The 26,375-nt window shown below is 66.0% G+C and carries 21 protein-coding genes and 2 pseudogenes; 10 read left to right on the plus strand and 13 right to left on the minus strand.

Going from position 1 to position 26,375, the window contains the following annotated elements; translation table 11 throughout:
- Window positions 1-594: 594 nt before the first annotated feature.
- A pseudogene (locus tag IPG68_01130) lies at window positions 595-1,218 on the minus strand (VWA domain-containing protein).
- Between the two features lie 616 nt (window positions 1,219-1,834).
- Here IPG68_01130 and IPG68_01135 point away from each other — a divergent pair.
- The gene (locus IPG68_01135; GenBank protein MBK6761956.1) at window positions 1,835-1,978 is read left to right on the plus strand and encodes a hypothetical protein; all 144 of its coding nucleotides are present in this window, start codon (window positions 1,835-1,837) and stop codon (window positions 1,976-1,978) included.
- 127 nt (window positions 1,979-2,105) lie between these two features.
- Here the strand turns inward: IPG68_01135 and IPG68_01140 are convergent, their stop codons facing one another.
- From IPG68_01140 to IPG68_01190, 11 genes and pseudogenes are all read right to left on the minus strand, one after another.
- Window positions 2,106-2,276 (minus strand): hypothetical protein, encoded by a 171-nt coding sequence (locus IPG68_01140; GenBank protein ID MBK6761957.1) that lies wholly within the window; start codon window positions 2,274-2,276, stop codon window positions 2,106-2,108.
- A complete protein-coding gene (locus IPG68_01145; GenBank protein ID MBK6761958.1) occupies window positions 2,277-2,546 on the minus strand; it encodes a hypothetical protein in 270 nt (89 codons plus the stop codon). It lies immediately after the preceding gene.
- Window positions 2,547-2,722: 176 nt separating this feature from the next.
- The gene (locus tag IPG68_01150; protein ID MBK6761959.1) at window positions 2,723-8,194 is read right to left on the minus strand and encodes a VWA domain-containing protein; all 5,472 of its coding nucleotides are present in this window, start codon (window positions 8,192-8,194) and stop codon (window positions 2,723-2,725) included.
- 584 nt (window positions 8,195-8,778) lie between these two features.
- The gene (locus IPG68_01155; protein MBK6761960.1) at window positions 8,779-10,008 is read right to left on the minus strand and encodes a DUF11 domain-containing protein; all 1,230 of its coding nucleotides are present in this window, start codon (window positions 10,006-10,008) and stop codon (window positions 8,779-8,781) included.
- Window positions 10,005-10,553, minus strand: a complete 549-nt coding sequence (locus IPG68_01160) for a hypothetical protein (GenBank protein ID MBK6761961.1) — start codon at window positions 10,551-10,553, stop codon at window positions 10,005-10,007. The genes IPG68_01155 and IPG68_01160 overlap by 4 nt, the downstream gene beginning before the upstream one ends.
- A gap of 19 nt (window positions 10,554-10,572) precedes the next feature.
- Window positions 10,573-12,015 carry a hypothetical protein gene (locus IPG68_01165; protein ID MBK6761962.1) on the minus strand — a complete coding sequence of 481 codons (1,443 nt, stop codon included), beginning with the start codon at window positions 12,013-12,015 and terminating at the stop codon, window positions 10,573-10,575.
- On the minus strand, window positions 11,928-12,860 hold the full coding sequence (locus tag IPG68_01170; protein MBK6761963.1) for a hypothetical protein: 933 nt from the start codon (window positions 12,858-12,860) through the stop codon (window positions 11,928-11,930). The genes IPG68_01165 and IPG68_01170 overlap by 88 nt, the downstream gene beginning before the upstream one ends.
- A 28-nt stretch (window positions 12,861-12,888) precedes the next feature.
- Window positions 12,889-13,449 carry a hypothetical protein gene (locus IPG68_01175; protein ID MBK6761964.1) on the minus strand — a complete coding sequence of 187 codons (561 nt, stop codon included), beginning with the start codon at window positions 13,447-13,449 and terminating at the stop codon, window positions 12,889-12,891.
- Window positions 13,446-16,427, minus strand: a complete 2,982-nt coding sequence (locus tag IPG68_01180; protein ID MBK6761965.1) for a VWA domain-containing protein — start codon at window positions 16,425-16,427, stop codon at window positions 13,446-13,448. Before IPG68_01180 ends, IPG68_01175 begins: the two co-directional genes overlap by 4 nt.
- A gap of 654 nt (window positions 16,428-17,081) precedes the next feature.
- Window positions 17,082-18,562, minus strand: a pseudogene (locus tag IPG68_01185) (glycerol-3-phosphate dehydrogenase/oxidase).
- Window positions 18,559-19,125, minus strand: a complete 567-nt coding sequence (locus tag IPG68_01190; protein ID MBK6761966.1) for a TetR/AcrR family transcriptional regulator — start codon at window positions 19,123-19,125, stop codon at window positions 18,559-18,561. Before IPG68_01190 ends, IPG68_01185 begins: the two are co-directional and overlap by 4 nt.
- Window positions 19,126-19,182: 57 nt before the next feature.
- Here IPG68_01190 and IPG68_01195 point away from each other — a divergent pair, with 57 nt between their 5' ends.
- From IPG68_01195 to hisF, 6 genes are all read left to right on the plus strand, one after another.
- Window positions 19,183-20,772, plus strand: coding sequence for an FAD-binding oxidoreductase (locus tag IPG68_01195; GenBank protein ID MBK6761967.1), 1,590 nt, complete (start codon window positions 19,183-19,185; stop codon window positions 20,770-20,772).
- A 90-nt stretch (window positions 20,773-20,862) separates the two neighbouring features.
- Window positions 20,863-21,075 (plus strand): hypothetical protein, encoded by a 213-nt coding sequence (locus IPG68_01200; GenBank protein MBK6761968.1) that lies wholly within the window; start codon window positions 20,863-20,865, stop codon window positions 21,073-21,075.
- Between the two features lie 68 nt (window positions 21,076-21,143).
- The gene (locus IPG68_01205) at window positions 21,144-21,584 is read left to right on the plus strand and encodes a hypothetical protein (GenBank protein MBK6761969.1); all 441 of its coding nucleotides are present in this window, start codon (window positions 21,144-21,146) and stop codon (window positions 21,582-21,584) included.
- Window positions 21,581-21,931 carry a DUF5615 family PIN-like protein gene (locus IPG68_01210; protein MBK6761970.1) on the plus strand — a complete coding sequence of 117 codons (351 nt, stop codon included), beginning with the start codon at window positions 21,581-21,583 and terminating at the stop codon, window positions 21,929-21,931. The genes IPG68_01205 and IPG68_01210 overlap by 4 nt, the downstream gene beginning before the upstream one ends.
- A 48-nt stretch (window positions 21,932-21,979) precedes the next feature.
- The gene (gene priA / locus IPG68_01215; protein MBK6761971.1) at window positions 21,980-22,693 is read left to right on the plus strand and encodes a bifunctional 1-(5-phosphoribosyl)-5-((5-phosphoribosylamino)methylideneamino)imidazole-4-carboxamide isomerase/phosphoribosylanthranilate isomerase PriA; all 714 of its coding nucleotides are present in this window, start codon (window positions 21,980-21,982) and stop codon (window positions 22,691-22,693) included.
- Complete coding sequence (gene hisF / locus IPG68_01220; GenBank protein ID MBK6761972.1) at window positions 22,690-23,457, plus strand: imidazole glycerol phosphate synthase subunit HisF; 768 nt, start codon at window positions 22,690-22,692, stop codon at window positions 23,455-23,457. The genes priA and hisF overlap by 4 nt, the downstream gene beginning before the upstream one ends.
- A 36-nt stretch (window positions 23,458-23,493) precedes the next feature.
- On the opposite strand, the gene IPG68_01225 is transcribed toward hisF, so the two are convergent.
- Window positions 23,494-23,985 (minus strand): septum formation family protein, encoded by a 492-nt coding sequence (locus IPG68_01225; GenBank protein ID MBK6761973.1) that lies wholly within the window; start codon window positions 23,983-23,985, stop codon window positions 23,494-23,496.
- 41 nt (window positions 23,986-24,026) lie between these two features.
- On the opposite strand from IPG68_01225, the gene hisI reads away from it, so the two are divergent.
- Genes hisI through IPG68_01240 form a run of 3 tightly spaced genes read left to right on the plus strand, consistent with a single transcriptional unit; the run spans window position 24,027 to window position 26,301 of the window.
- Window positions 24,027-24,383, plus strand: a complete 357-nt coding sequence (hisI, locus tag IPG68_01230) for a phosphoribosyl-AMP cyclohydrolase (protein ID MBK6761974.1) — start codon at window positions 24,027-24,029, stop codon at window positions 24,381-24,383.
- Complete coding sequence (locus IPG68_01235; protein ID MBK6761975.1) at window positions 24,380-25,918, plus strand: anthranilate synthase component I; 1,539 nt, start codon at window positions 24,380-24,382, stop codon at window positions 25,916-25,918. The genes hisI and IPG68_01235 overlap by 4 nt, the downstream gene beginning before the upstream one ends.
- The gene (locus IPG68_01240) at window positions 25,915-26,301 is read left to right on the plus strand and encodes a Trp biosynthesis-associated membrane protein (protein MBK6761976.1); all 387 of its coding nucleotides are present in this window, start codon (window positions 25,915-25,917) and stop codon (window positions 26,299-26,301) included. Before IPG68_01235 ends, IPG68_01240 begins: the two co-directional genes overlap by 4 nt.
- Window positions 26,302-26,375: the final 74 nt, after the last annotated feature.

A 26,375-nucleotide genomic window follows, 5' to 3' on the forward strand; every position in this document is an offset into this window, starting at 1 on the left:
ATTCGGCGAGGTCGCCGTCATGGTCCAGTCAGCGGGAACCGTCCCGCCGCCGGACACGGTCTTCGTCAGCTTCAGTTTCGTCAAGGTGTTCTTTGCGGTGCAGGTGACGATCTCGCGGGATGCGATCGATCCGAGGCTCCAGTTGCCCTGACCGTCAACGGTCGGGTTGATGTTGCGTTGGGTTCCGGCGATGACATCGCGAGCTACACAGGCCAGCAGCGGATCGCGTTCATAGCCGTTCTGCAGGGTCTCTTTGACGATCACCGGGTTGGTCGGGAAGTTGCCGTTGGGCTCCCACTGGAAGGTCACCGCTCCGCCCTGCGCGGTGGCAGCGGACCGGGTGCTCGCGGTGTTCTGCGGAATCGCGTCGGTGGTGGGCATGACCCACTTGCCCGTGGTGCCAGGGATGGTCACGGTGGTGTCGAAGGTCCACCCGTTGGCCGGCTGGAAGCCCTGGGTGTCCGGGGTGTCGGCCAGTTTGGTAATGGTCAGCGACGGGGCACACAAGTCAACAGCCAATTCCTTCAACTGCTCGGCCAGTGCGGCGTAGTCGTCGGTCTGCACGTAACCGGCGGTCGGGAAGTTGGAGCCGTTGTAGGCGGTCTGGTTCGTGATCGCCATGATCGGGTTCAGGGTGATGTTGCCACCCACCGCGATGCCGAACATCTTCGTGCCGGACGTCTTCATGCTGTTCGCGATGGAGATAGCGGGGTTCACCGCAGTGGTGCTGCCGTCCGGGCTGGCGTTGTTGCCCGGACCGTTGCCGATCGTGTTCGGGTTGCCGTCAGTGATGAACACCATCAGGTCGGGGCTGCCGCCGGTGAACTGGGGGAAGTACGCCTGCATCTTCGTCAGGCCGTCCTGCCAGTTCGTCCAGCCGTCAGATTGCAGATTCGCGTAGCTGTTCTTGATGGTGTTGACGTTCGCGGCCGTGAGGTTGGTCGGGGCGAGGTTGGTGCCACCGGTGCCGGGGCTCGTCGTGGAGAAACTGGTGACGGCGACCTTGGACCCGGTGTCGACCAGTGAGTCCACGAACGCGTTGGCCGCGGTCTTCAGGTTCGCGATGCCGGTGTTGCCGATCGACCCGGAGGAGTCCAGGACCAGCCCGGAAGTCCAGGCCGCACTGCGACGCCAGCGTCGGGTTGTCGGTGGACTGGTTGTACGGCGAGATCGTGAACGCCGCCGCCGCCGGTGTCGCGGTAGCCACGACCCCTGCAGCCACCATCCCGGCGACTACAGCTGTGGAAGTAAGCCCTCCAAGGAACTTCCTAAACATGGTCGTGCCTCCCGTCAGAACCCCGATTGTGTGCACCGGAGGAAGTCGTAGTGGTTGGGCGCGCGGAACGGACAGGTGAAGCCGCAGTTGGTCCACAAGTGGGGATGTCACGATGCGTAGTCAACGTTTCTCTCCTCGCCGCCCGATAGGGGTAGGGGCCACCCGCTGTCCGGCTGAGGGGACCCTAACTCTCAGTCGTATGGTCGGGGAACCCCCTAATGGGGTGATGTGGACAGCGCAAGCCCGATCGTCGTGCCTGCGATTCGGCGCATCTCCTGACCGTTACCAAATTGTGATCGGTGTGATTCGCGTCACTCGCGTCCTATGCCGACCGATTGGCTGCGCCGGTGGTCATTCGGCAAGGCCGGCGTGAGTGCCAACTATCACGCTGCGTAGTCAAGAATGGCCACTGCCAGGACACCCGGGCACCAAGATGGTGTTGGTGGCCGCTGGTAGGGCACCGCTGTCTCACACCCGCCGAGAAGGCGCCGGTGCCACCATCGCACCGTTCCTACAGTGAATCAGCCTTGCTCGAAGCCAGTTGTCGACGAAGGCGTCGTGCACGTCCCGGTCGTCGATGAGCAGGCACGTTCGTCGTGGCACACGAGCGCGTTGTGCGTGAAGTTGTGGCTGCCCGTCCACACGAGCTTCCGGTTCGCGGTGCGGGCGTATCCACCGGTGATGGTCACGTACCTACCCTGAACGCCCACCCTGGACTCCGAAAGGTGGGTCCCTATCCGTACCGCGACGCTCGGGAGCAGGGTGTCGCAGGAGTCGCGCGTGATGTGGTCGGTGTGCGAGATCGTCCGGACCCCGCGGCCGGCCAGGATCATGTAGTTGAGCCGTTGGGTGTTTCCGGCGTGAAGGAGGAGGCCACGACATCGACTTCTGTGGCGGGCACCGAGCAGCCCACGGGCATGAGGCCCTGCGACACCGAGTCGGTCCCGTCGGTGGGCGGGAAGTAGTACGGGTGAACTCCGCGGGTGACGAGCGACCGCACTCAGGACTTGCCGCTGTGACGACGGTGGCGTTCCACGCGGTTCCCAGACCCGGAGAAACGCTGGTTGCCGGTGGATTCGCTGGCGTCGCCGGGAGCGGACATCACCACGAGCTTGTTGTGATTGACGGTGCCCTCCTCCTTCGAGATGCGTGCCAGGGCGCACGGCATGGCGAACGACGGTGCGCTCGTGTCCTTGCCCGGCGCCCGTCCCAGACGCTCGCACGCGGCATCGGTGTCCGGCACCTGCCTGTCACCGCTGTCCAGGACCACCGGCCCCCCTCGGTCATGGGCACGGATCAGAGCGTCGATGACCGGGTCGTTGGCCCAACTGCGTGACCCACGTACCAGGGGGTGACGGGGCCGCGGTTGCCTCTCAAGGGTGCCCCGGGCAGGCAGAAGGGCCCGCACCGTGGTGGGTGCGGGCCCTTCCAATTGGGTTCCTGGTGTTACCTCAGGATCCAGGATTTGCGCCAGGTGTTGGGTTTCCACTGGTCGGTGAAGCCTGGCTTGGGTTTGGTGCGCACGACGACGCTGACCTTGACGGCGTCGTAGCCCTTGGTCTTGACCGTGATGCGGCCCTTCTTGGTGACCTTGGTGTCGCAGAAGGCGGTTTCACCGGCGGCGGTGCTGCCCAGCGGGCGGCAGAGCACGACGGGTTTGAGCAGGACGCAAGAGGACTTCTTGGTCTTGATCTTGTTGGTGAAGACCTTGTTCCCGACCTTCTTCGGCTGCGGTTTGTGCAGCGTGACGTCGATCGGGCAGATCTTCTTGGCCACGACCGGGCTGACCACGGCCACCGTGAAGCTGTCCTGCGCGGTGACCTCGAGGCCGTTCTTGTCCTTACCGGACGCGATCGCGACGTTGGTGGTCGCCACGGTGATCGGCATGCTGCAGGTGAATGTCCACGTTTCGGTGGTCTGCAGTTTGTTGTCACCGTTGGTGTCACCGGACTGGTAGGTCACCGGTGCGCACTTGTCGTCGCTGACCTTCACCTGGTCCAAGGTGGCGTCCCCGGGGTTGGTCACCGTGTAGGTGTAGGTGACGGTCTCTCCGGGGTTGACCTGGGTGGCCGAGGCGGTCTTCACGATGTTGATCCCGGGTTTGAGGATCTCGTTGGTCACCGTGACCGCGACCGTGCCGCCCTTCTCGCTGACCGTGACCTTGCCGTTGGCCGGGTCGTAGGTCGGTTCGGAGAACGACCAGCCGGCCGGCGGATCGGTCGGTTTGACCTCGGTGACGGTGCACTCGGTGCCGGTCGGGATCCCGTCGATCGTGACCGACTCCCCGGCCTTCACCTGCACGGTCTGCTTCGGGTCGTCACCGCACTTGTAGTCGATGTTGAACGCCGTGGCGTACCCGGAGGCCTTCGGGTCGAACACCTTCGTGATCTTCAACGAGCCCAGGTCACGGGTGTTGATGATCGTGCACGTGACCTTCTGGCCCTTCTCCAAGGTGATGGTGTCGCCGTTGTTCAACGCCTCCTGCAGGTCCGCAGCAGTCACCTGGTCAGGCACGTCACCTGCCGGCAGACACACCCACTCGGACGGCGTGTAGCCGCCGGGGCCGGTCTCGGCCAGGGTGTACTCGCTACCGGCGTAGACGTCCTCGAACTGCCCCGACCCACCCGGGGTCGAGATGTCCAGCCCGTCATCCGGGGCGGCCGCCTTCGCGGTCAACGTCCAGTCATCCGGGTTGTTCTTCCCCTCGACCTGCTTGACCAACTTCAACTGGGCCAGGTCACGGGTGTTCAGAATGGTGCAGGTGACCTTCTCACCCTTGGTCAGGGACACGATGTCACCCTGCTGGACCATCTGCGGGCCCACCTGCCCGTTCTGGTCGGACTCACACAGCCACGCATCGGCGGTGTAGTTGCCCGGACCCGACTCGGCCAGGGTGTAGTCGGTGCCGCTGTAGACGGTCTCGAACACGCCCGACCCGCCCGGGGTAGAGATGTTCTTGTCGTTCAACGGCGCCGCGGCCTTCGCCGTCAGCGTCCAGTCATCAGCGGTCGCTGATCCACCGGAGACCTTCTTCACCAGTTTGAGTTCGGCGGTGTTCCGGTCGTTGGTGATCTCACAGGTCACCTTCGCGCTCTTACCGACCTTCACCTTCCCGTCGGTCACACTCACCGGGTCACCCAGGCCGTTCTTGCAGGTCCAGGTGCTGGCCGTGTAGTTACCCGGCCCGGACTCGCTCAAGGTGTACTCGGTGTTGGAGAACACGGTCTTGAACGTGTCCGCGTCACCGGCGACGGTGAAGTTGTACCCGTTCAGCGGCGCGGCCGCGGCAGCGCTCAGGTCCCAATCGGCCGGGGCCTTGTCGCCGTTGTCACCGGTGACCTTCTTCACCAGTTTCAACTCGCCGAGATCACGGTCGTTGGTGATCTCACAGGTGACCTTGTCGCCCTTGTCCAGGGTGAGCTTGCCGCCGGTGGAGGACACCGGGGCGCCCTGCTCGTCGGTGCACACCCAGTCGCTGGGGGAGTAGTCCCCAGGACCGGTCTCGCCGAGGGTGTACTCGATCGCGGTGTAGACCGACTTGAACGTTCCCTGACCACCGAGGTTGGAGAAGTTCTTGTCGTTCAACGGTGCCGTGGCAGCAGCAGACAACGTCCACGCGTCAGCCGCCTGGTCGCCACCGGTGACCTTCTTCACCAGCTTCAGTTCCGCGGTGTCACGGTCGTTGGTGATCTCACAGGTCACCTTGTCGCCCTTGTCCAGGTTGACCTTGCCACCGGTGGAGGACACCGGGGCGCCCTGCTCATCGGTGCACACCCAGGTACTGGCGGTGTAGTTGCCAGGACCGGACTCGGACAGGGTGTAGTCGATCGCGGAGTAGACCGACTTGAACGTTCCCTGACCACCAAGGTTCGAGAAGTTCTTGTCGTTCAACGGCGCCGTGGCGTCAGCGCTGAGGGTCCAGTCGTTCGGGCCCTTCGCGTCGTTATCGCCGGTGACCTTCTTCACCAGCTTCAGTTCGGCCGTGTCACGGTCGTTGGTGATCTCACAGGTCACCTTCGCGCCGGTCGCGACGGTGACCTTGCCACCGGTGGAGGACACCGGGGCGCCCTGGGCGTCCTTGCACACCCAGTCGCTGGGCGTGTAGTTGAACGGCCCGTTCTCGGACAGCGTGTACTCGGTGCCCGCGAACACACCCTGGAAGGTGTCGGCGTCGCCCTTGACAGTGAAGTTCTTGCCGTTGTTAGGCGCGGCAGCGGCAGCGGTCAGATCCCAGGCACCCGGGGCCTTGTCGCCGTTGTCACCGGTGACCTTCTTGACCAGTTTCAACTCCGCGAGGTTGCGGGTGTTGGTGATCTCGCAGGTCACCTCGGCACCCTTGGTAAGGGTGATCTTGCCGCCAGTGACGGTGACGCCGCTGTCACAGGTCCACGCGGAGGCGGTGTAGTTCGCACCCGGGTTCGGGTTCTCGGCCAGCGTGTACTCCACGCCGGACCACACTGTGGTCAGGGTTCCCTGGCCGCCCAGGTTGGACACGTTCGGCGCACCGTTGGGACCGGTGGCCGTGAGGGTCCAGTCGTTCGGCACCGCGGTGCCCCCGTCGACCTTCTTGACCAGCTTCAACTTGGCAGTGTTGCGGGTGTTGGTGATCTCGCAAGTGACGTCGGTGGTGCCCGCTGGGACGGTGATCTTGCCACCGGTGACGGTCACGCCCTTGTCACAGGACCAGGTACCGGGAGTGTAGTTGCCGGCCTGGCCCGCGGGGGCGGTCTCACCCAGGGTGTACTCGGCGTTGGCCCAGATCGGCTCGAACGCGTTGTGGTTGCCGGGCTTGCTGTAGGACGGTGAACCCGCCGGGCCGGTGGCCGTGAGGGTCCAGTCGGCCGCCACGCTGCCACCACCGTCCACCTTCTTCACCAGTTTGACGTTCACCGTCTTGCGGGTGTTGGTGATCTCGCAGGTCACGTCGGTGGTGCCCGCTGGGACGGTGATCTTGCCACCGGTGACGGTCACGCCCTTGTCGCAGGTCCAAGTGCTGGCGGTGTAGTTGCCGGCCTGGCCCGCGGGGGCGGTCTCACCCAGGGTGTACTCGGCGTTGGCCCAGATCGGCTCGAACGCGTTGTGGTTGCCGGGCTTGCTGTAGGACGGTGAACCCGCCGGGCCGGTGGCCGTGAGGGTCCAGTCGGCCGCCACGCTGCCACCACCGTCCACCTTCTTCACCAGTTTGACGTTCACCGTCTTACGGGTGTTGGTGATCTCGCAGGTCACGTTGGGAGTACCCGCGGGCACCGTGATCTTGCTGGCGTTGACGGTCACACCGTTGTCGCAGGTCCAAGTGCTGGCGGTGTAGTTGGCGGCCTGGCCCGCGGGGGCGGTCTCGGACAGGGTGTACTCGGCGTTGGCCCAGATCGGCTCGAACGCGTTGTGGTTGCCCGGCTTGGAGTAGGACAGCGATCCGGCTGGGCCGTCGGCCTTGAGCGTCCAGTCGGCGGGCACGCTGCCGCCTCCGTCGACCTTCTTCACCAGTTTGATGTTCACCGTCTTGCGGGTGTTAGTGATGGTGCACTCGGTCTGGGTGCCTTTCGGGACGGTGATCTGGTTGCCGTTGCTCACGTTCACGCCGTTGGTGCACTGCCAGGTCCCGGGGGTGTAGTTGCCGGTCTGCCCGGCGGGCGGGGTCTCACCGAGGGTGTAGACGACACCGCCGTTGATGGGTTCGAACGTCGGGTGGTTGCCCGGCTTGGAGTACGACGGGGCATTCGGCGAGGTCGCCGTCATGGTCCAGTCAGCGGGAACCGTCCCGCCGCCGGACACGGTCTTCGTCAGCTTCAGTTTCGTGAGGGTGTTCTTGGCGGTGCAGGTGACGATCTCGCGGGATTCGATCGATCCGAGGGTCCAGTTGCCGTTAACGTCAACGGTCGGGTTGATGTTGCGTTGGGTGCCCGCAATGACGTTCCGCGCCACACACACCAACAGCGGATCGCGTTCGTAGCCGTTCTGCAGGGTTTCTTTGACGATCACCGGGTTGGTCGGGAAGTTGCCGTTTGGCTCCCACTGGAAGTTCACCGCTCCGCCGTTGGCGGTGGCAGCGGACCGAGTGCTCGCAGTGTTCTGCGGAATCGCGTCGGTGGTGGGTGTGACCCACTTGCCCGTGGTGCCGGGGATGGTCACGGTGGTGTCGAAGGTCCACCCGTTGGCCGGCTGGAAGCCCTGGGTGTCCGGGGTGTCGGCCAGTTTGGTAATGGTCAGCGACGGGGCACACAGGTCAACAGCCAGTTCCTTCAACTGCTGGGCCAGTGCCGCGTAGTCGTTGGTCTGCACGTAGCCGGCGGTCGGGAAGTTGGAGCCGTTGTAGGCGGTCTGGTTCGTGATCGCCATGATCGGATTCAGGGTGATGTTGCTGCCCACCGCGATGCCGAACATCTTCGTGCCGTCGGTTTTCATGCCGTTGGCGATCGTGATGGCCGGGTTCACCGCGGTGGTGCTGCCGTCGGGGCTTGCGTTGTTCCCCGGACCGTTGCCGATCGTGTTCGGGTTGCCGTCAGTGATGAACACCATCAGGTCGGGGGCCCCGCTCGTCCAGCCGCCGAACGCGTCCATCTTGGTCAGGCCATCTTGCCAGTTGGTGAATCCGTTGGAACTGAGATTGTTGTACGAGTTCTTGACCGTGGTGAGGTTCGCCGACGTAAGAGCGGTCGGCGCGAGGTTGGTGCCACCGGTGCCGGGGCTCGTCGTGGAGAAACTGGTGACGGCCACCTTGGACCCGGTGTCGACCAGTGAGTCCACGAACGCGTTGGCCGCGGTCTTCAGGTTCGCGATGCCGGTGTTGCCGATCGACCCGGAGGAGTCCAGGACCAGCCCGAAGTCCAGGCCGCACTGCGACGCCAGCGTCGGGTTGTCGGTGGACTGGTTGTACGGCGAGATCGTGAACGCCGCCGCCGCCGGTGTCGCGGTAGCCACGACCCCTGCAGCCACCATCCCGGCGACTACAGCTGTGGAAGTAAGCCCTCCAAGGAACTTCCTAAACATGGTCGTGCCTCCCGTCAGAACCCCGATTTTGTGCACCGGAGGAAAACTTGGATGTAATGCGTGCGGTAACTGCGTGTGAAGCGGACGTAAGCGCGCGAGGGTGTGCGTCACGGTACGTAATCATGAAACCCTCCTCGCCGTCCGATGTGGGTATCACCCATCGGCTGTCCGGCTGATTGCAGGGTAACTCCGAGTCGTCGGGCCGGGTATCCCCCTACGGAGTTAATCCCCCGCGGGACGGTGGGGGTGGTGTGGGTAAATTTCGGGATACATCCAGGCGTTGTCAAATCGTTATCTTTGTGATGCTCGTCACGGGGCAGATCGCGGCGCCTGGGGGCACCCCGCGGTGCACCCGACTGCCACTCACCGGAAGTCCGGTTCGGCTACCCTGCGTAGTCACGGTGCGGGTCGGGACCTGCTCAGGCCGGCCCGCCCGGCCCGGTGGCCGGCTGTCCGGGCAGGCAGAAGGGCCCGCACCGTGGTGGGTGCGGGCCCTTCCAATCGGGTTCCTGGTGTTACCTCAGGATCCAGGATTTGCGCCAGGTGTTGGGTTTCCACTGGTCGGTGAAGCCTGGCTTGGGTTTGGTGCGCACGACGACGCTGACCTTGACGGCGTCGTAGCCTTTGGTCTTGACCGTGATGCGGCCCTTCTTGGTGACCTTGGTGTCGCAGAAGGCGGTTTCACCGGCGGCGGTGCTGCCCAGCGGGCGGCAGAGCACGACGGGTTTGAGCAGGACGCAAGAGGACTTCTTGGTCTTGATCTTGTTGGTGAAGACCTTGTTCCCGACCTTCTTCGGCTGCGGTTTGTGCAGCGTGACGTCGATCGGGCAGATCTTCTTGGCCACGACCGGGCTGACCACGGCCACCGTGAAGCTGTCCTGCGCGGTGACCTCGAGGCCGTTCTTGTCCTTACCGGACGCGACTGCGACGTTGGTGGTCGCCACGGTGATCGGCATGCTGCAGGTGAATGTCCACGTTTCGGTGGTCTGCAGTTTGTTGTCACCGTTGGTGTCACCGGACTGGTAGGTCACTGGTGAGCACTTGTCGTCGCTGACCTTCACCTGGTCCAAGGTGGCGTCCCCGGGGTTGGTCACCGTGTAGGTGTAGGTGACGGTCTCTCCGGGGTTGACCTGGGTGGCCGAGGCGGTCTTCACGATGTTGATCCCGGGTTTGAGGATCTCGTTGGTCACCGTGACCGCGACCGTGCCGCCCTTCTCGCTGACCGTGACCTTGCCGTTGGCCGGGTCGTAGGTCGGTTCGGAGAACGACCAGCCGGCCGGCGGATCGGTCGGTTTGACCTCGGTGACGGTGCACTCGGTGCCGGTCGGGATCCCGTCGATCGTGACCGACTCCCCGGCCTTGACCTGCACGGTCTGCTTCGGGTCGTCACCGCACTTGTAGTCGATGTCGAACGCCTTGGCGTACCCGGAGGCCTTCGGGTCGAACACCTTCGTGATCTTCAACGAGCCCAGGTCACGGGTGTTGATGATCGTGCACGTGACCTTCTGGCCCTTCTCCAAGGTGATGGTGTCGCCGTTGTTCAGCGCCTCCTGCAGGTCCGCAGCAGTCACCTGGTCAGGCACGTCACCTGCCGGCAGACACACCCACTCGGACGGCGTGTAGCCGCCGGGGCCGGTCTCGGCCAGGGTGTACTCGCTACCGGCGTAGACGTCCTCGAACTGCCCCGACCCACCCGGGGTCGAGATGTTCAGCCCGTCATCCGGGGCAGCCGCCTTCGCGGTCAACGTCCAGTCATCCGGGTTGTTCTTCCCTCGACCTGCTTGACCAACTTCAACTGGGCCAGGTCACGGGTGTTCAGAATGGTGCAGGTGACCTTCTCACCCTTGGTCAGGGACACGGTGTCACCCTGCTGGACCATCTGCGGGCCCACCTGCCCGTTCTGGTCGGACTCACACAGCCACGCATCGGCGGTGTAGTTGCCCGGACCGGACTCGGCCAGGGTGTAGTCGGTGCCGCTGTAGACGGTCTCGAACACGCCCGACCCGCCCGGGGTCGAGATGTTCTTGTCGTTCAACGGCGCCGCGGCCTTCGCCGTCAGCGTCCAGTCATCAGCGGTCGCTGATCCACCGGAGACCTTCTTCACCAGTTTGAGTTCGGCGGTGTTCCGGTCGTTGGTGATCTCACGGGTCACCTTCGCGCTCTTACCGACCTTCACCTTCCCGTCGGTCACACTCACCGGGTCACCCAGGCCGTTCTTGCAGGTCCAGGTGCTGGCCGTGTAGTTACCCGGCCCGGACTCGCTCAAGGTGTACTCGGTGTTGGAGAACACGGTCTTGAACGTGTCCGCGTCACCGGCGACGGTGAAGTTGTACCCGTTCAGCGGCGCGGCCGCGGCAGCGCCTCAGGTCCCAATCGGCCGGGGCCTTGTCGCCGTTGTCACCGGTGACCTTCTTCACCAGTTTCAACTCGCCGAGATCACGGTCGTTGGTGATCTCACAGGTGACCTTGTCGCCCTTGTCCAGGGTGAGCTTGCCGCCGGTGGAGGACACCGGGGCGCCCTGCTCGTCGGTGCACACCCAGTCGCTGGGGGAGTAGTCCCCAGGACCGGTCTCGCCGAGGGTGTACTCGATCGCGGTGTAGACCGACTTGAACGTTCCCTGACCACCGAGGTTGGAGAAGTTCTTGTCGTTCAACGGTGCCGTGGCAGCAGCAGACAACGTCCACGCGTCAGCCGCCTGGTCGCCACCGGTGACCTTCTTCACCAGCTTCAGTTCCGCGGTGTCACGGTCGTTGGTGATCTCACAGGTCACCTTGCCGTACTTGCCCAGGCCGATCTGACCGCCGGGAGACGGCACGATCGCGCCCTGCTCGTCCTTGCACACCCAGGTACTGGCGGTGTAGTCACCAGGACCGGACTCGGACAGGGTGTACATGACGCCGCTATAGATGGTCTTGAACGTTCCCTGACCACCAAGGTTCGAGAAGTTCTTGTCGTTCAACGGCGCCGTGGCGTCAGCGCTGAGGGTCCAGTCGTTCGGGCCCTTCGCGTCGTTATCGCCGGTGACCTTCTTCACCAGTTTGAGTTCGGCGGTGTTCCGGTCGTTGGTGATCTCACAGGTCACCTTGCTGTCCTTGCCCAGCGTGACCTTGCCATCCGTGACCGGGAGGGTCACGTCGGTGTCGGTCTTGCACACCCAGGTACTGGCGGTGTAGTCACCAGGACCGGACTCGGACAGGGTGTAGTCGATCGCGGAGTAGACCGACTTGAACGTTCCCTGACCACCAAGGTTCGAGAAGTTCTTGTCGTTCAACGGCGCCGTGGCGTCAGCGCTGAGGGTCCAGTCGTTCGGGCCCTTCGCGTCGTTGTCGCCGGTGACCTTCTTCACCAGTTTGAGTTCGGCGGTGTTCCGGTCGTTGGTGATCTCACAGGTCACCTTCGCGCTCTTACCGACCTTCACCTTCCCGTCGGTCACACTCACCGGGTCACCCAGGCCGTTCTTGCAGGTCCAGGTGCTGGCCGTGCAGTTACCCGGCCCGGACTCGCTCAAGGTGTACTCGGTGTTGGAGAACACGGTCTTGAACGTGTCCGCGTCACCGGCGACGGTGAAGTTGTACCCGTTCAGCGGCGCGGCCGCGGCAGCGCTCAGGTCCCAATCGGCCGGGGCCTTGTCGCCGTTGTCACCGGTGACCTTCTTCACCAGTTTCAACTCGCCGAGATCACGGTCGTTGGTGATCTCACAGGTGACCTTGTCGCCCTTGTCCAGGGTGAGCTTGCCGCCGGTGGAGGACACCGGGGCGCCCTGCTCGTCGGTGCACACCCAGTCGCTGGGGAGTAGTCCCCAGGACCGGTCTCGCCGAGGGTGTACTCGATCGCGGTGTAGACCGACTTGAACGTTCCCTGACCACCGAGGTTGGAGAAGTTCTTGTCATTCAACGGTGCCGTGGCAGCAGCAGACAACGTCCACGCGTCAGCCGCCTGGTCGCCACCGGTGACCTTCTTCACCAGCTTCAGTTCCGCGGTGTCACGGTCGTTGGTGATCTCACAGGTCACCTTGTCGCCCTTGTCGAGGTTGAGCTTGCCGCCGGTGAAGGACACCGGGGCGCCCTGCTCGTCCTTGCACACCCAGGTACTGGCGGTGTAGTCACCAGGACCGGACTCGGACAGGGTGTAGTCGATCGCGGTGTAGACCGACTTGAACGTTCCCTGACCACCAAGGTTCGAGAAGTTCTTGTCGTTCAACGGCGCAGTGGCGTCAGCGCTGAGGGTCCAGTCGTTCGGGCCCTTCGCGTCGTTATCGCCGGTGACCTTCTTCACCAGTTTGAGTTCGGCGGTGTTCCGGTCGTTGGTGATCTCACAGGTCACCTTCGCGCCGGTAGTAACGGTCACCTTGCCACCGGTGGAGGACACCGGGGCGCCCTGCTCGTCCTCGCAGACCCAGGCGCTGGCGGTGTAACTGCCAGGACCGTCCTCGGACAGCGTGTACTCGGTGCCCGCGAACACACCCTGGAAGGTATCCGCGTCGCCCTGGACGGTGAAGTTCTTACCGTCGTTGGGAGCGCTGGCGGCAGCTGACAGGTCCCACTCGGCCGGCGGATTGGCGTTGTTGTCACCGGTGACCTTCTTGACCAGTCTCAACTCCGCTTCGGTACGGGTGTTGGTGATCTCACAGGTGACCTCGCCGTTCTTGGCGACGGTGACCTTGTTGCCGTTCTGGGTGACACCGGTGCCGGTGCAGACCCAGTTGCTGGCGGTGTAGTTGCCCGGCCCGGACTCGGACAGGGTGTACTCGGTGCCTGCGTAGACCTCGGCCAGGGTGGTGATGTTGCCGGCCCGGTCGACGATGTTCTTGCCGGCGTTGGGGCTGCGGCGATGGCCGAGGCTTCCAGTCGGCGGGCACGCTGGCCCCGCCGTCGACCTTCTTCACCACGGCCAGCTTCGCCAGGTCACGGGTGTTGGTGATCTCGCAGGTGACTTCGCCGTTCTTGGCGACGGTGACCTTGTTGCCGTTCTGGGTGACACCGGTGCCGGTGCAGACCCAGTTGCTGGCGGTGTAGTTGCCCGGCCCGTCCTCGGACAGGGTGTACTCGGTGCCGGCGTAGACCTCGGCCAGGGTGGTGATGTTGCCGGCCCGGTCGACGATGTTCTTGCCGGCGTTGGGGGCTGCGGCGATGGCCGAGAGCTTCCAGTCGGCGGGCACGCTGGCCCCGCCGTCGACCTTCTTCACCACGGCCAGCTTCGCCAGGTCACGGGTGTTGGTGATCTCGCAGGTGACTTCGCCGTTCTTGGCGACGGTGACCTTGTTGCCGTTCTGGGTGACACCGGTGCCGGTGCAGACCCAGTTGCTGGCGGTGTAGTTGCCCGGCCCGTCCTCGGACAGGGTGTACTCGGTGCCGGCGTAGACCTCGGCCAGGGTGGTGATGTTGCAGGCCCGGTCGACGATGTTCTTGCCGGCGTTGGGGCTGCGGCGATGGCCGAGAGCCTCCAGTCGGCGGGCACGCTGGCCCCGCCGTCGACCTTCTTCACCACGGCCAGCTTCGCCAGGTCACGGGTGTTGGTGATCTCGCAGGTGACTTCGCCGTTCTTGGCGACGGTGACCTTGTTGCCGTTCTGGGTGACACCGGTGCCGGTGCAGACCCAGTTGCTGGCGGTGTAGTTGCCCGGCCCGTCCTCGGACAGGGTGTACTCGGTGCCTGCGTAGACCTCGGCCAGGGTGGTGATGTTGCCGGCCCGGTCGACGATGTTCTTGCCGGCGTTGGGGGCTGCGGCGATGGCCGAGAGCTTCCAGTCGGCGGGCACGCTGGCCCCGCCGTCGACCTTCTTCACCACGGCCAGCTTCGCCAGGTCACGGGTGTTGGTGATCTCGCAGGTCACCTGCGCGTTCTTGGCGACGGTGACCGCACTGTTGGTCACGGTGACAGGGTTGTTCGCGCCGTCCTTGCAGGTCCACACCGAAGCGGTGTAGTTCGCACCCGGGTTGGGGAGCTCCGAAAGGGTGTAGTCGACGTTGGCGAACACGGACTTGAAGGTGTCCGAGTCTCCCTTGACGGTGAAGTTCTTCCCGTCGAAGGGGGTCGTCGCGGTCGCCGTGAGGTCGTAGTCGGCCGGGGTCTTGTCGCCACCCGAGACCTTCTTGACCAGTTTCAGGGACCCGGTGTCGCGGGTGTTGGTGATCTCGCAAGTAACGGCCTGGTTCTTCGAGACGGTGACCGCACTGTTGGTCACGGTGACAGGGTTGTCCGCGCCGTCCTTGCAGGTCCACACCGAAGAGGTGTAGTTCGCACCCGGGTTCGGGGACTCGGCCAAGGTGTACGGAGTGCCGGCATACACGCTTTGCGGCGTGCCGGAGCCGCCAGCGTTGCTGAAGTTCTTCCCGTCGAAGGGGGTCGTCGCGGTCGCCGAGAGTGTCCATCCGTCCGGGTTCACTGAGGCCGGGTCGGTCTTCTTGACCAGCCTCAACGTGCCCGCGTCGCGGGTGTTGGTGATCTCACAGGTCACGTCCTTGCCCTTGCCGACCTGGACTTTGCCGTCGGCCACTGGGACGGTGGCGTTGGCCTGGTCCTTACAGGTCCACGCCGAAGAGGCGTAGTTGGCACCCGGGTTCGGGTTCTCCGCCAGGGTGTAGTCGACGCCGGCCCAGACGGTGGTCAGGGTTCCCTGGCCACCGAGGTTGGATACATTCGGGGCACCGTTCGGGCCGGTCGCGGTCAGCGTCCAGCCGTTCGCGTTCACCGAGGCCGGGTCGGTCTTCTTGACCAACTTCAGGCGCCCCGTATCACGAGTGTTCGCGATGGTGCACTCGGTCTGGGTGCCCTTGGGGACGGTGATCTGGTTGCCGTTGCTGACGTTGACGCCGTTGGTGCAGGACCAGGTGCCGCCGGTGTAGTTCGCGGGTCCGGTCTCGCCGAGGGTGTAGACGACACCACCGTTGATGGGTTCGAACGTCGGGTGGTTGCCCGGCTTGGAGTACGACGGTGCGTTGGGGGAGGTGGCTGTGAGGGTGAACTCGGCCGGCGTGGCGGAACCGCCGGACACGGTCTTCGTCAGTTTCAGTTTCGTGAGGGTGTTCTTGGCGGTGCAGGTGACGATCTCGCGGGATTCGATCTGTCCGAGGGTCCAGTTTCCGTTCCCGTCAACGGTCGGGTTGATGTTGCGTTGGGTGCCCGCAATGACGTTCCGCGCCACACACGCCAGCAGCGGGTCGCGTTCGTAGCCGTTCTGCAGGGTCTCTTTGACGATCACCGGGTTGGTCGGGAAGTTGCCGTTGGGCTCCCACTGGAAGTTGACCGCACCACCGTTGACGGTGGCAGCGGACCGAGTGATCGCCGTGTTCTGCGGGATCACGTCGGTGGTGGGTGTGACCCACTTTCCGGAAGCGCCCGGGATGGTCACGGTGGTGTCGAAGGTCCACCCGTTGGCCGGCTGGAAGCCCTGCGTGTCCGGGGTGTCGGCCAGTTTGGTGATGGTCAGCGACGGCGCGCACAGGTCAACGGCCAGTTCCTTCAACTGCTGGGCCAGCGCGGCGTAGTCGTTGGTCTGCACGTAACCGGCGATCGGGAAGTTGGAGCCGTTGTAGGCGGTCTGGTTCGTGATCGCCATGATCGGGTTCAGCGAGATCGATGATCCCACTGCGATGCCGAACATCTTCGTGCCGTCGGCCTTCATGCCGTTGGCGATGGTGATGGCCGGGTTCACGGCGGCCTTTGCACCGTCGTTGTACTGGCCAGGGGTACTGGTGTTGGTGGTGTTCGGGTTGCCGTCAGTGATGAACACCATCAGATCGGGGCTGCTGCCGGTCCAGCCTCCGAAGGCGTCCATCTTGACCAGGCCGTCCTGCCAGTTCGTCCACCCGTTGGAACTCAGGTTGGCGTACGAGTTCTTGATCGTGTTGAGGTTCGCGCTGGTCAGCGCCGTCGGTGCCAGGTTCGTGCCCCCGGTACCGGGGCTGCTCGTGGAGAAACTCGTCACCGCCACCCTCGACCCTGTGTCGACCAGTGAGTCGACGAACGCGTTGGCCGCCGTCTTCAGGTTCGCGATGCCGGTGTTGCCGATCGACCCGGAGGAGTCCAGCACCAGACCGAAGTCCAGCCCGCACTGGGAGGGCAAGGTCGGGTTATCACTCGACGTGTTGTAGAAACCGGAGTCGCCGGATCCGGGAGCCACCGGCACCTGGAAACTCGCCGCCGCCGGTGTCGCGGTAGCCACGACCCCTGCAGCCACCATCCCGGCGACTACAGCTGTGGAAGTAAGCCCTCCAAGGAACTTCCTAAACATGGTCGTGCCTCCCGTCAGAACCCCGATTTTGTGCACCGGAGGAAACTCTGGATGTAATGAGCGTGCTGTGAGCATGTGAAGCGGACGTAAACGCGCGAGGGTGTGCGTCACGGTACGTAATCATGAAACCCTCCTCGCCGTCCGATGTGGGTATCACCCATCGGCTGTCCGGCTGATCGCAGGGTAACTCCGCGTCGCTGGCTCGGGTATCCCCCAGTGGAGTTAAACCGGCGCCGCGCAGCGTACACGCTGTGAGGGAACGCGCCCTGGATTTGTGGCCGTGTCCGAATCGTTATCTTCTTTCTGGCGATCGCGGGACCCTCCGCCCGCTCCAGACCGGGCGTGGCAGGTCCGGGGGGATGTCGCTTCCGAGACCCGTTCGGTGACTCTTTGTAGTCGGCTCCGCAGCAAACTGAATAGAGGTGACGGCCCGTGCCTCAGGCTAAGAACAAGGTCGCTGCCCTCTGCGCCTGCGGCTCGGACCTGCGGCGTAGGCCGATCGCGCTGATCTTCGACAATGACCGTTGACGGGTCCGGCCTCCGAGGGTGGGCGGAGGCGATCAGGAGCCTGCACTGACTCCGGTTTCACCACGCTGATCTGACGGCCGCCAACGCATCGGCGCGGCCAGCCTCGATCAACAGCACCCGCAAACGCGTTTCCGCCGCCTCGTCCGGCGTCAGAGCACCTTCGGCCTCCCGAGCCCACTGCACCTCGACCGCCAGCGCGGGGGTGTCGCCGACATGCTCCCCGAGTTGTGGGTCGCGCTCGATCGCCTCGCGAAGAAGTGGTGCCTCAGACCCGAACCGGCGGGTGAGGCGGTCGCGGCTGCGACTGTCGCCGGGCGCCCCCACCAGGGCGATCCGCGTGGTCGGGCAGGGCTGGCCCGAGATGAGGTCCACGGCGTCCTCGGCCATCTTCCGGTATGCCGTCAGTTTGCCGCCGGTCACGGCGATCGTGCCGTCGGGCTGGCGGGCGACCAGGTGCTTGCGAGAGATGTCCGCGGTCTGTGCGTGGGCGTCGCTGACCAGCGGCCGCAGACCGCTGAACGTGCCGATCACGTCCTCGGAGTGAAGCGGTACGGCCAGCGCGGCGGAGATGCGCTCGCACAGCCAGTCGATCTCCTCGGTGGTCGGTTCCGGGGGTCGGGCAGCAGCGATTCCGTGGGGAGGTCGGTGAGGCCGACGTAAGTGAGGCCGTCAGGCTGCGGGATCGCGAACACGAAGCGGCCGAACTCCTCCGGAATCGCAACAGTCATGGAGGCGGTCGGGTGGCCCAATCGCTCGGACGGGATCACAAGATGTGTGCCACGGCTGGGGCTCAGACGAATCTCCGGATTGAGTTCCTCGGTCCACACGCCGGTGCAGGTGATGATCTGGTCGCAATCAATGGTGAACTCGCCGGTCTCATCGCGCAGAGTCGCCCTGCCGTCTCCGACAGCGACTGCATCGACGTGCGTCAGGACCTCCGCGCCGTAGGCGGCCGCGGTGCGGGCCACGGCAACCACCAGCCGGGCGTCGTCCTCCACCTGGCCGTCCCACCCGACGATCGCGCCCTTCAGCCCATCGGGGCGCAGGGCCGGTGCCATCGTCAGCGCGGTCCGGGTGTCCACGAATCGGGCGCGGGGGAGCGTGGCGCGCTTCGTCCCCGAGATCGCCCGAAGCACGTCGCCGGCGATGAGACCGGCGTAGCTGATCAGCGGGTCCTTGCCGCCGTAGTTGGGGATCAGTGTCGGCAACGCGCGTACCAGGTGCGGGGCGATGACCGTCATCAGCAGGTGGCGCTCTTTGGCGCTCTCCAGTGCGACATCGATGTGTCCGGAGGCCAGGTAGCGCAGGCCGCCGTGGATCAACTTGCTGCTCCAGCGGCTCGTGCCGTGCGCGAGGTCGTGACGCTCGATGAGGGTGACCTGCATGCCGCGTGCCGCGGCGTCCAGCGCCACACCGACGCCGGTGATCCCGCCGCCGACCACGAGGACCTGCGCGTGGCCGCGGGCACGCAGCCGATGCAGTTCGGACTCGCGGCGGGTGGCATTGAGCAGACTCGACGGTTCAGCAGGACGGATCACGATAGGTATCCCTTCACAAGCAGGCGCAGTTCCGTCTCGTTCCCGCCGATGCGGTGGGCGAAGACGAAGGTCTGCGCGACGAGGACCAAGGTCAACGACATGGCGTCCGCGTTCCCGGGGCGGATGCTGCCGTCGCCGGTGCCGGGTTGCCCCTCGACGATGAGGTCGTGCAGCACCGTGCGGGCCAGGCGCTGCGTGCCGCCGAGTCTGCCGGTGATCCACTCGGTCAGTTCTTCCGGCTCGTGGCGCAACACCGCTGCCATCAGTGGATGATCGTTGATGCGCGTGACGGTGAGCGCCACCCCTTCCACGATGCGGTCACGTTGGGTGGGGGCGTCGAGCCGGCTGGTCTGTGCCACGATCTCGCCGAGTTCCCGGTTGAACAGCGCCGCGAGGATGGCGTGCTTGTCGGGGAACTTGCGGTAGACGGTCATCCGCGAGACGCCGGCCTCGGTGGCGATGGCCGAAACGGTGGCCGCCGCCGGACCGCCGTTGATGATCAACGCCGCTGCGGAATCCAGTAGGCGGTTGCTGACCTCGTCACGCGTGGGCTGTGACACCATAGCATTTAGTGTAACATCGACGTCAGAGTGATGCAGCCCCAAGATCCAGGAGGAAGCATGGTCGTGTCCACGGAGATGGTGCAGCGGTGGGGCGGCGGTGGACACGGTGTCCCGCTCACCCTGCAGGAGTTCCTGGCCGACCGCGGAATGGGTGGCGTGGAACCGCGGCCCGCTGCCGACCTGGCGCAGGTGCCGGTTCGGGCCGCCCGCATCCCGGCCGAGGAATTCGCCGCCCTGGACTGTGAGGTCGACACCGATGATCTGCTGCGCCTGCGGTGCTCCGGCGGCTTCTCCTTCATCGACTTGTGCCACCGGCGCTGGCCGGCCCAGCAGGTGCCGGCAGTCGATGCCGTAGTGCTGCCCCGCGACCACGACCATGTGCGCCAGGTACTTGATCTGGCGTTTGCGAAGGGTTGGGCAGTCGTTCCCTTCGGCGGTGGTACGAGCGTGGTGGACGGGGTCGACGTCACCGATCGTCTGACCATCGGGGTGGCGCTCTGGGCGATGAACGCAGTGCAGCACCTCGACGCGGAGTCCGGCGAGGTGCGCGTGCAGGCGGGGATCAGCGGTCCGGAACTCGAGCGCTGGCTCGAAGCGCGTGGATTCACGTGGGGTCACGTGCCCCAGTCGTGGGAACGGGCGACCGTCGGGGGATATGCGGCGACGCGCTCGGCCGGTCAGACGTCCACGGGTTATGGCCGTGCTGATGCCACGGTCACCAAGTTGCGGGTCGCAACTCCGCGTGGCGACTTTGACCTCGGGCGGGCTCCGGGCACTGCCGCCGGCCCCGACCTGCAGGAACTCTTCATGGGCAGCGAGGGCTCGTTGGGGATCATCACCGAGGTGGGACTGCGTGTGCGGCCGCTGCCGGAGAAGAAGGTGTACGAGGGATTGCTGTTCCCCACCTTCGCGGCCGGCAAACGCGCCTTCCGCCTGCTCGCCCAGGACCGCGCGACCCCGGATGTCATGCGGCTGTCCGACGCCGACGAGAGCGCGGTGAACCTGGCGATGAGCGGCGTGGGCGGGCTCAAGAAGGTGGCCTTCGACCGCTACACGGCCTTCCGCAAGGTGGCCGGCGGCTGCCTCGCCATCGTCGGCTGGGAGGGTCCCGCCGATCTGGTCACGGCCCGGCGCGGCCACGCCCACAAGGTCTTCCGCCGTTTCGGCGCGGTGGGGCTGGGCAGCGGGGTAGGCCGGTCCTGGGAGAAGAACCGGTTCGAGGCGCCCTACCTTCGTGACGACCTGCTCGACGCCGGATACCTGGTGGAGACTCTCGAGACCGCCAATGAGTGGTCGCAGCTCGACGCCACGTACGACGCGGTGCACGACGCTCTGCGAGGGGCCTTGGGTGCGCCGCTGATCGGAACGCACCTCTCGCACGTGTACCCGACCGGCGCAAGCCTGTACTTCACGGTGATCTGTCCAATGGCAGACGACCCGGTCGCGCAGTGGCGGGCTGCCAAGGTGGTTGCCACCCAGGCGCTCGTCGACACCGAGGCAACGATCACCCACCATCACGCCGTGGGCCGGGACCACGCTCCCTGGTTGGGGGCGGAGATCGGGGACTCCGGTGTGGAGTTGCTGCGGGCCATCAAGGACCATCTCGACCCCGCCGGGATCATGAACCCCGGGGTGCTCGGGCTGTAGGTAGCCTCCTGCCGAGCCGGCTGTGGATGACGTCGGCCGCAGCGTCGTATCGCCGCCGTAGCGTCCGAATCCCAGGGCTGAGGAGGATGCATGCGAGCAGGGTTGGCACATGAGTGGGTGCGGGTGACGGCTGCCATCGACGGATTGTTGGCCGAGGGCCGAAGCGGGACGTTGCGGGAGCGACTGAACCGGCGTGTGCAGGCGCAGACCCTGAAGGGAAAGCTGCACCGGCTGGAGGTGGAGGCGCTGCGCGCGTACCTCGCAGCCTGCCAGGAGTTGGAGCGGCGACTGGACGCGGCGTGATCGGGGATGGGTGTACGTCCCAAGGCTTCGCCAGACGCTCTCCCGCGACCGGAGACTACACTGTAGTCATGAGCAGTCCTCGGTCCGTGCGCTTCGAGACCTCGACGCTGAACAAGTTGTCCGCGTATGCCTCGCGCCACCCCGGAATGACCAGTTCGGGGGCGGCGGCGCTACTCGTGGAGGAGGGGCTGCGCATGGACGAACATCCTGGGATCGTCTTCCGTGACGGCCCGGCCGGCCGGCGTGCCGGGTTGGCCGGCGGCCCCGATGTCTGGGAGGTGATCACCGCGGTGATCTCGGCGCGGGAGGCGGATCTCCATCTGGGTGCGGATAATGGGCTGGCCCTGGTGGCGGACAACGCGGGGTTGCCGGTCCCGGCCGTGCAGATCGCGGTGCGCTATTACGGGGACTACCCGGATGAGATCGACCAGCAGGTGCGCGATGCTCGTGACGCGCAGGCGACTGCCGAGCGAGCCCTGCGGCGCACCAGCGGACTGCTGGGTCGGTGAAGCGGCTGCTGCTCGATGAGATGCTGCCGTCGAAGATCCGCGACCAGTTGCCCGAACTTGATGTGTTGGCCGTCAGCGGTGATCCTGCACTGCGTGGGATGAGCGACGCGGAGGTGCTCGAGCTGGCGGCCGCGCAGGGTCGCATCCTGGTGACTGGCAACATCCGGGACTTCGTCCCGCTGAGCACGCGCTGGCTGGCCACGGGGCGGATCCCAGTGGGAATGCTGTTCATCAGTTCCAAGTCCTTCCCGCAGGATCGTGCCCGCACCGGACGGGTTGTCGACGCGCTGCGGGCACGCGCTGCGGACGGGAACTGGCCGCCGGACGGCCAGTACGCGTTTCTGTAGCCGGCGACGTCCGTCCGCTTGCCCGGGTGGCCTCAGTACGCTCGATGTATGTCCCTGGAACTGCTGCCCGCCGTCGATGTCGCCAACGGTCAGGCCGTGCGCCTGGTGCAGGGGGAGGCCGGCACGGAGACCGACTACGGCAACCCGGTGGATGCGGCCCTCACGTGGCAGGAGCAGGGGGCGCAGTGGATCCACCTGGTGGACCTCGACGCTGCGTTCGGCCGGGGCAGCAATGCCGAACTGCTGGCGCGTGTCGTCGCACAACTGGATGTCGATGTGGAGTTGTCCGGCGGGATCCGCGACGACGCGTCCTTGGCCTCGGCTCTGGCCACGGGCTGCCGCCGGGTGAACATCGGCACCGCCGCGCTTGAGCAGCCGCAGTGGTGCGCGAAGGTGATCGCCGAGCACGGCGACCGGGTGGCGATCGGGCTGGACGTGCGCGGCACCACGCTGGCGGCGCGCGGATGGACGCAGGAGGGCGGGGAGTTGTTCGCAACGCTGGCCCGCCTCGACGCCGAGGGGTGCGCACGCTACGTCGTCACCGACGTGCGGCGCGACGGGACCCTGACCGGGCCCAACCTGGACCTGCTGCGCGACGTGTGCGGTGCCACCGACCGGCCCGTGGTGGCCTCCGGCGGGGTGTCATCGCTGGATGACCTGCGCGCGATCGCGACGGTGCCGGGGGTGGAGGGCGCCATCGTGGGCAAGGCCCTCTACGCGGGGTCCTTCACTCTGCCCGAGGCGCTGGCGGCCGTTCGATGAGCCTGGCCGTGCGGGTCATCCCATGCCTCGACGTTGACGCCGGACGGGTGGTCAAGGGCGTCAATTTCGAGGGCCTGCGCGACGCCGGCGATCCTGTCGAACTGGCCACGAGGTACAACGCCGAGGGTGCCGACGAATTGGTGTTCCTCGACATCACTGCCAGTTCCGGCGGCCGCGCCACCATGATCGACGTGGTCCGCCGCACCGCCGATGCGGTGTTCATCCCGCTGACGGTCGGAGGTGGAGTCCGCAAGGTGGAGGACTTCGATGTGCTGCTGCGCGCGGGGGCCGACAAGGTGGGAGTGAACACCGCGGCGATCGCCGATCCGGACCTGCTCACGCGGGCCGCACGGCGGTTCGGCAACCAGTGCGTCGTGCTCAGCGTCGACGCCCGCCGCGCTCGGGGGATGGCCAGTGGCTTCGAGATCACCACGCACGGCGGCCGCAAGGGGACCGGGATCGACGCGATCGCGTGGGCGGGCAATGGCGCGCGGATGGGGGCTGGGGAGATCCTGCTAAACAGCATGGACGCCGACGGCACCACCTCTGGATTCGACACCGAACTCATCGAACTGGTGCGGGCGGCCGTGGATGTGCCGGTCATCGCCAGTGGTGGCGCGGGCGCGCCGGAGGACTTCGTCTCGGCGGTCCGGGCGGGAGCCGATGCCGTCCTGGCGGCCAGCGTCTTCCACTACGGCACGTTGTCGATCGGTGAGGTCAAAGAGGCGATGGCGGTCGCGGGGCTCACGGTGCGGTCAGGATGAGCCAGCGGGCCTCGCGGTTGGCCCAGGCCACCGGCCCTACAACCGCGGCCCGGTGAAAGGCGCCTCCATCGTCAGGGTGCAGGTGATCGTGCGGTTGCCCTTGTCCCATTGCGTCTCGTTGGGCAGGAAGTAGCCGGGGATCAGCGATTCGGGGTCGTCGTAGGTCGGGCGGTACCGGTTGAAGGCCGTCGAGCACTGGTTCTGCGCCGAGGCCTTCATGGCGACCGAACCGGCCCAGTCGAGGTTTCCCAGATCCACCTGGTCGAGGATCTGGCCGTCGTGTTCTTCGTCGCAACTGACCACGTAGACACCGTCGGCGGTCATGATGTCGCCACGGGCGTCGCGCGGGATGGCGTAGCAGTCGGCGAACCGGAGGCTGGAGATCGGGTACACCCCAGGGATGGTCTGCGCGGCCTGCTCAGTGGTGTCCGGGGCGTTGCGGATCATCCACACGGACGCCGCGGCAACCATCGCCGCCACGAGGAGTACGGTGCCCGCGGCAGCCCACCGAGCCCCTTTCGTCGCCATACCTGAATGGTTGCATGTTGGACCGGCGGCACAATGTCCCCATGGCCGACGATTCGCGGATAGCGCAGACGCTGCAGAGGCTCGAGTTCGGCCCCGACGGGCTGCTGCCGGCCATCGCGCAGCAGTGGGACACCGGCGAGGTCCTGATGCTGGCGTGGATGGACGCCGAGGCGGTCCGGCGCACTCTGGCGACCGGGCGGGGAACGTACTGGTCGCGCTCCCGTGGCCAGTACTGGGTGAAGGGCGAGACGTCCGGCAACACTCAGGCAGTCAAAGAGGTGCGCATCGACTGCGACGGCGACGCCATCCTGCTGATGGTCGAGCAGTCCGGCCCGGCGTGTCACACCGGGCTGCGTTCGTGTTTCGATACCGCACGCGTAGCGCCGGAGGGGTCATGACCGACGTGTACGGCGTGTGCCATACGCCGAGCGGGGTGACTGCGCCCACCGCAGAGCAGTTCCGCGAGCTCGCGCGCGACCGCCGGGTCATCCCCGTGGTGCGGCGCTTCCTGGTCGACGACCAGACCCCGGTCGGGTTGTTCGCGAAGCTGGCCGGTGACCGGCCGGGCACATTCCTGCTCGAGTCCGCGGAGAACGGGCAGACGTGGAGCCGCTACTCCTTCATCGGTGTCCGCAGCGCCGCGATGCTGACCGATGTCGGGGGCCAGGCGCAGTGGGTGGGCCACCTCCCGGTCGGCCTGCCGACGTCCGGCCTCGCGGTGGATGCCCTGCGCGACACCCTGGCGTCCCTGCGCACCCCGCGGGCCCCGGGATTGCCGCCGTTGACCGGTGGACTGGTCGGGCTCATCGGCTACGACGCGGTGCGGCGCTGGGAACACCTGCCCGACGCCAACCCCGACGACCTGCAGCTGCCCGAGGTGGCGATGCTGCTGGTGACCGACCTCGCGGTCATGGACCACGTCGACGGTTCCGTATGGCTGGTCGCCAACGCCGTCAACTACGACAACTCCCCGGGGCGTGTCGACGACGCCTACGACGACGCTGTTTCACGACTGGACCGCATGGAGGCCGATCTGTATGCGGCGGCACCGGCGTCCGTGCACGCGATCCCGGCCGCTGCGCGCCGGCCACCGCAGGTCAATGCGGACTTCCGGGCTTCGGTGGAGACCGCCAAGGAGTACATCCGCGCCGGCGATGCCTTCCAGATCGTGCTCTCCCAGCGTTTCAGCCAGCCCTGCGGCGCCAGCCCGTTGACCGTCTACCGCGCGTTGCGCATGACCAACCCGAGCCCTTACATGTACCTGCTGAACATCCCGGGCGGGCAGGGGATGGACAGCCCCGGGTTCAGCGTCGTCGGGTCCAGCCCCGAGGCGCTGGTCAAACTGACCGGCGACGAAGCGATGCTGCATCCCATCGCCGGTACCCGCCCGCGGGGGAGCACCCCGGACGAGGACGCCGACCTGGTCGCGGATCTGCTGGCCGACCCGAAAGAACGTGCTGAGCACCTGATGCTCGTCGACCTGGGCCGCAACGATCTCGGGCGGGTGTGCACGCCCGGGACCGTGAATGTCGTGGAGTTCATGCAGGTCGAGCAGTACTCCCACGTCCACCACATCGTGTCCACGGTGGTCGGCAGGCTTGCGCCCGGCGAGGGGGCCTACGACCTGCTGGCGGCTACGTTCCCCGCCGGCACGCTATCCGGAGCCCCGAAGCCGCGCGCCATGGAGATCATCGACGAACTCGAACACAGCCGGCGGGGCTTGTACGCGGGATGCATCGGGTATTTCGACGTGGCGGGTGACATGGACACAGCGATCGCCATCCGCACCGCAGTGCTGCGCGACGGTGTGGCCCATGTGCAGGCAGGCGCGGGGATCGTCGCCGACTCCGACCCCGTCGCTGAGGACGAGGAGTGCCAGAACAAGGCCGCAGCCGTCCTGCGCGCATTGGCCATCGCCGAGGAGATGACGTGAGCTCCCGGGCCGTGGCGCTGCTCCTGACCGTCCTGGGTGCCGGGCTGCTCTACCTCGTCGCCGCTGACGATGCCGCGCTCGCACCGGCACTGCTGGCCGCACTTCTGGCGATCGCTGCGATCTGGCTGGCCTCCGGTGGTGCGCGCCTCGTGCTGGCGGGGCTCAGTGCGGTGGCGTGGGTGGGTGCTCTGGTGCTGGCGGTGGGGTCACTGCCGGCCCTGGCTGCCGCGGCCGCGGGTCTGGGCGGGGCAGTGCTGACACTGGCGCGAGGCTCCCGGTGGCCGGGGTGGTCCAGCAAATACAGCCGCGCCGCGCAGGATGAGGAGGTGACCCCCCGGCAGATGTGGGAGAGCCTGGACCGCGGGGAGGATCCGACCGAGTAGGGCGACGGGGAACGTGGGAGCGGACACGGCGCAGTGCTGGCTCGCCGGCAGACGCCACTGGTTACACTCCGGGT

Source organism: Micrococcales bacterium (genome assembly GCA_016703125.1).
Lineage (GTDB): Bacteria > Actinomycetota > Actinomycetes > S36-B12 > UBA10799 > JADKAV01.

Excerpts from the sequence above, each read along its gene's own strand:
- hisF (MBK6761972.1), top strand. The coding sequence starts at position 22,690 with ATGAGCCTGGCCGTGCGGGTCATCCCATGCCTCGACGTTGACGCCGGA.
- hisI (MBK6761974.1), top strand. The coding sequence starts at position 24,027 with ATGGCCGACGATTCGCGGATAGCGCAGACGCTGCAGAGGCTCGAGTTC.
- IPG68_01200 (MBK6761968.1), top strand. The coding sequence starts at position 20,863 with ATGCGAGCAGGGTTGGCACATGAGTGGGTGCGGGTGACGGCTGCCATC.
- IPG68_01205 (MBK6761969.1), top strand. The coding sequence starts at position 21,144 with ATGAGCAGTCCTCGGTCCGTGCGCTTCGAGACCTCGACGCTGAACAAG.
- priA (MBK6761971.1), top strand. The coding sequence starts at position 21,980 with ATGTCCCTGGAACTGCTGCCCGCCGTCGATGTCGCCAACGGTCAGGCC.
- IPG68_01235 (MBK6761975.1), top strand. The coding sequence starts at position 24,380 with ATGACCGACGTGTACGGCGTGTGCCATACGCCGAGCGGGGTGACTGCG.
- IPG68_01190 (MBK6761966.1), bottom strand. The coding sequence starts at position 19,125 with ATGGTGTCACAGCCCACGCGTGACGAGGTCAGCAACCGCCTACTGGAT.
- IPG68_01225 (MBK6761973.1), bottom strand. The coding sequence starts at position 23,985 with ATGGCGACGAAAGGGGCTCGGTGGGCTGCCGCGGGCACCGTACTCCTC.
- IPG68_01195 (MBK6761967.1), top strand. The coding sequence starts at position 19,183 with ATGGTCGTGTCCACGGAGATGGTGCAGCGGTGGGGCGGCGGTGGACAC.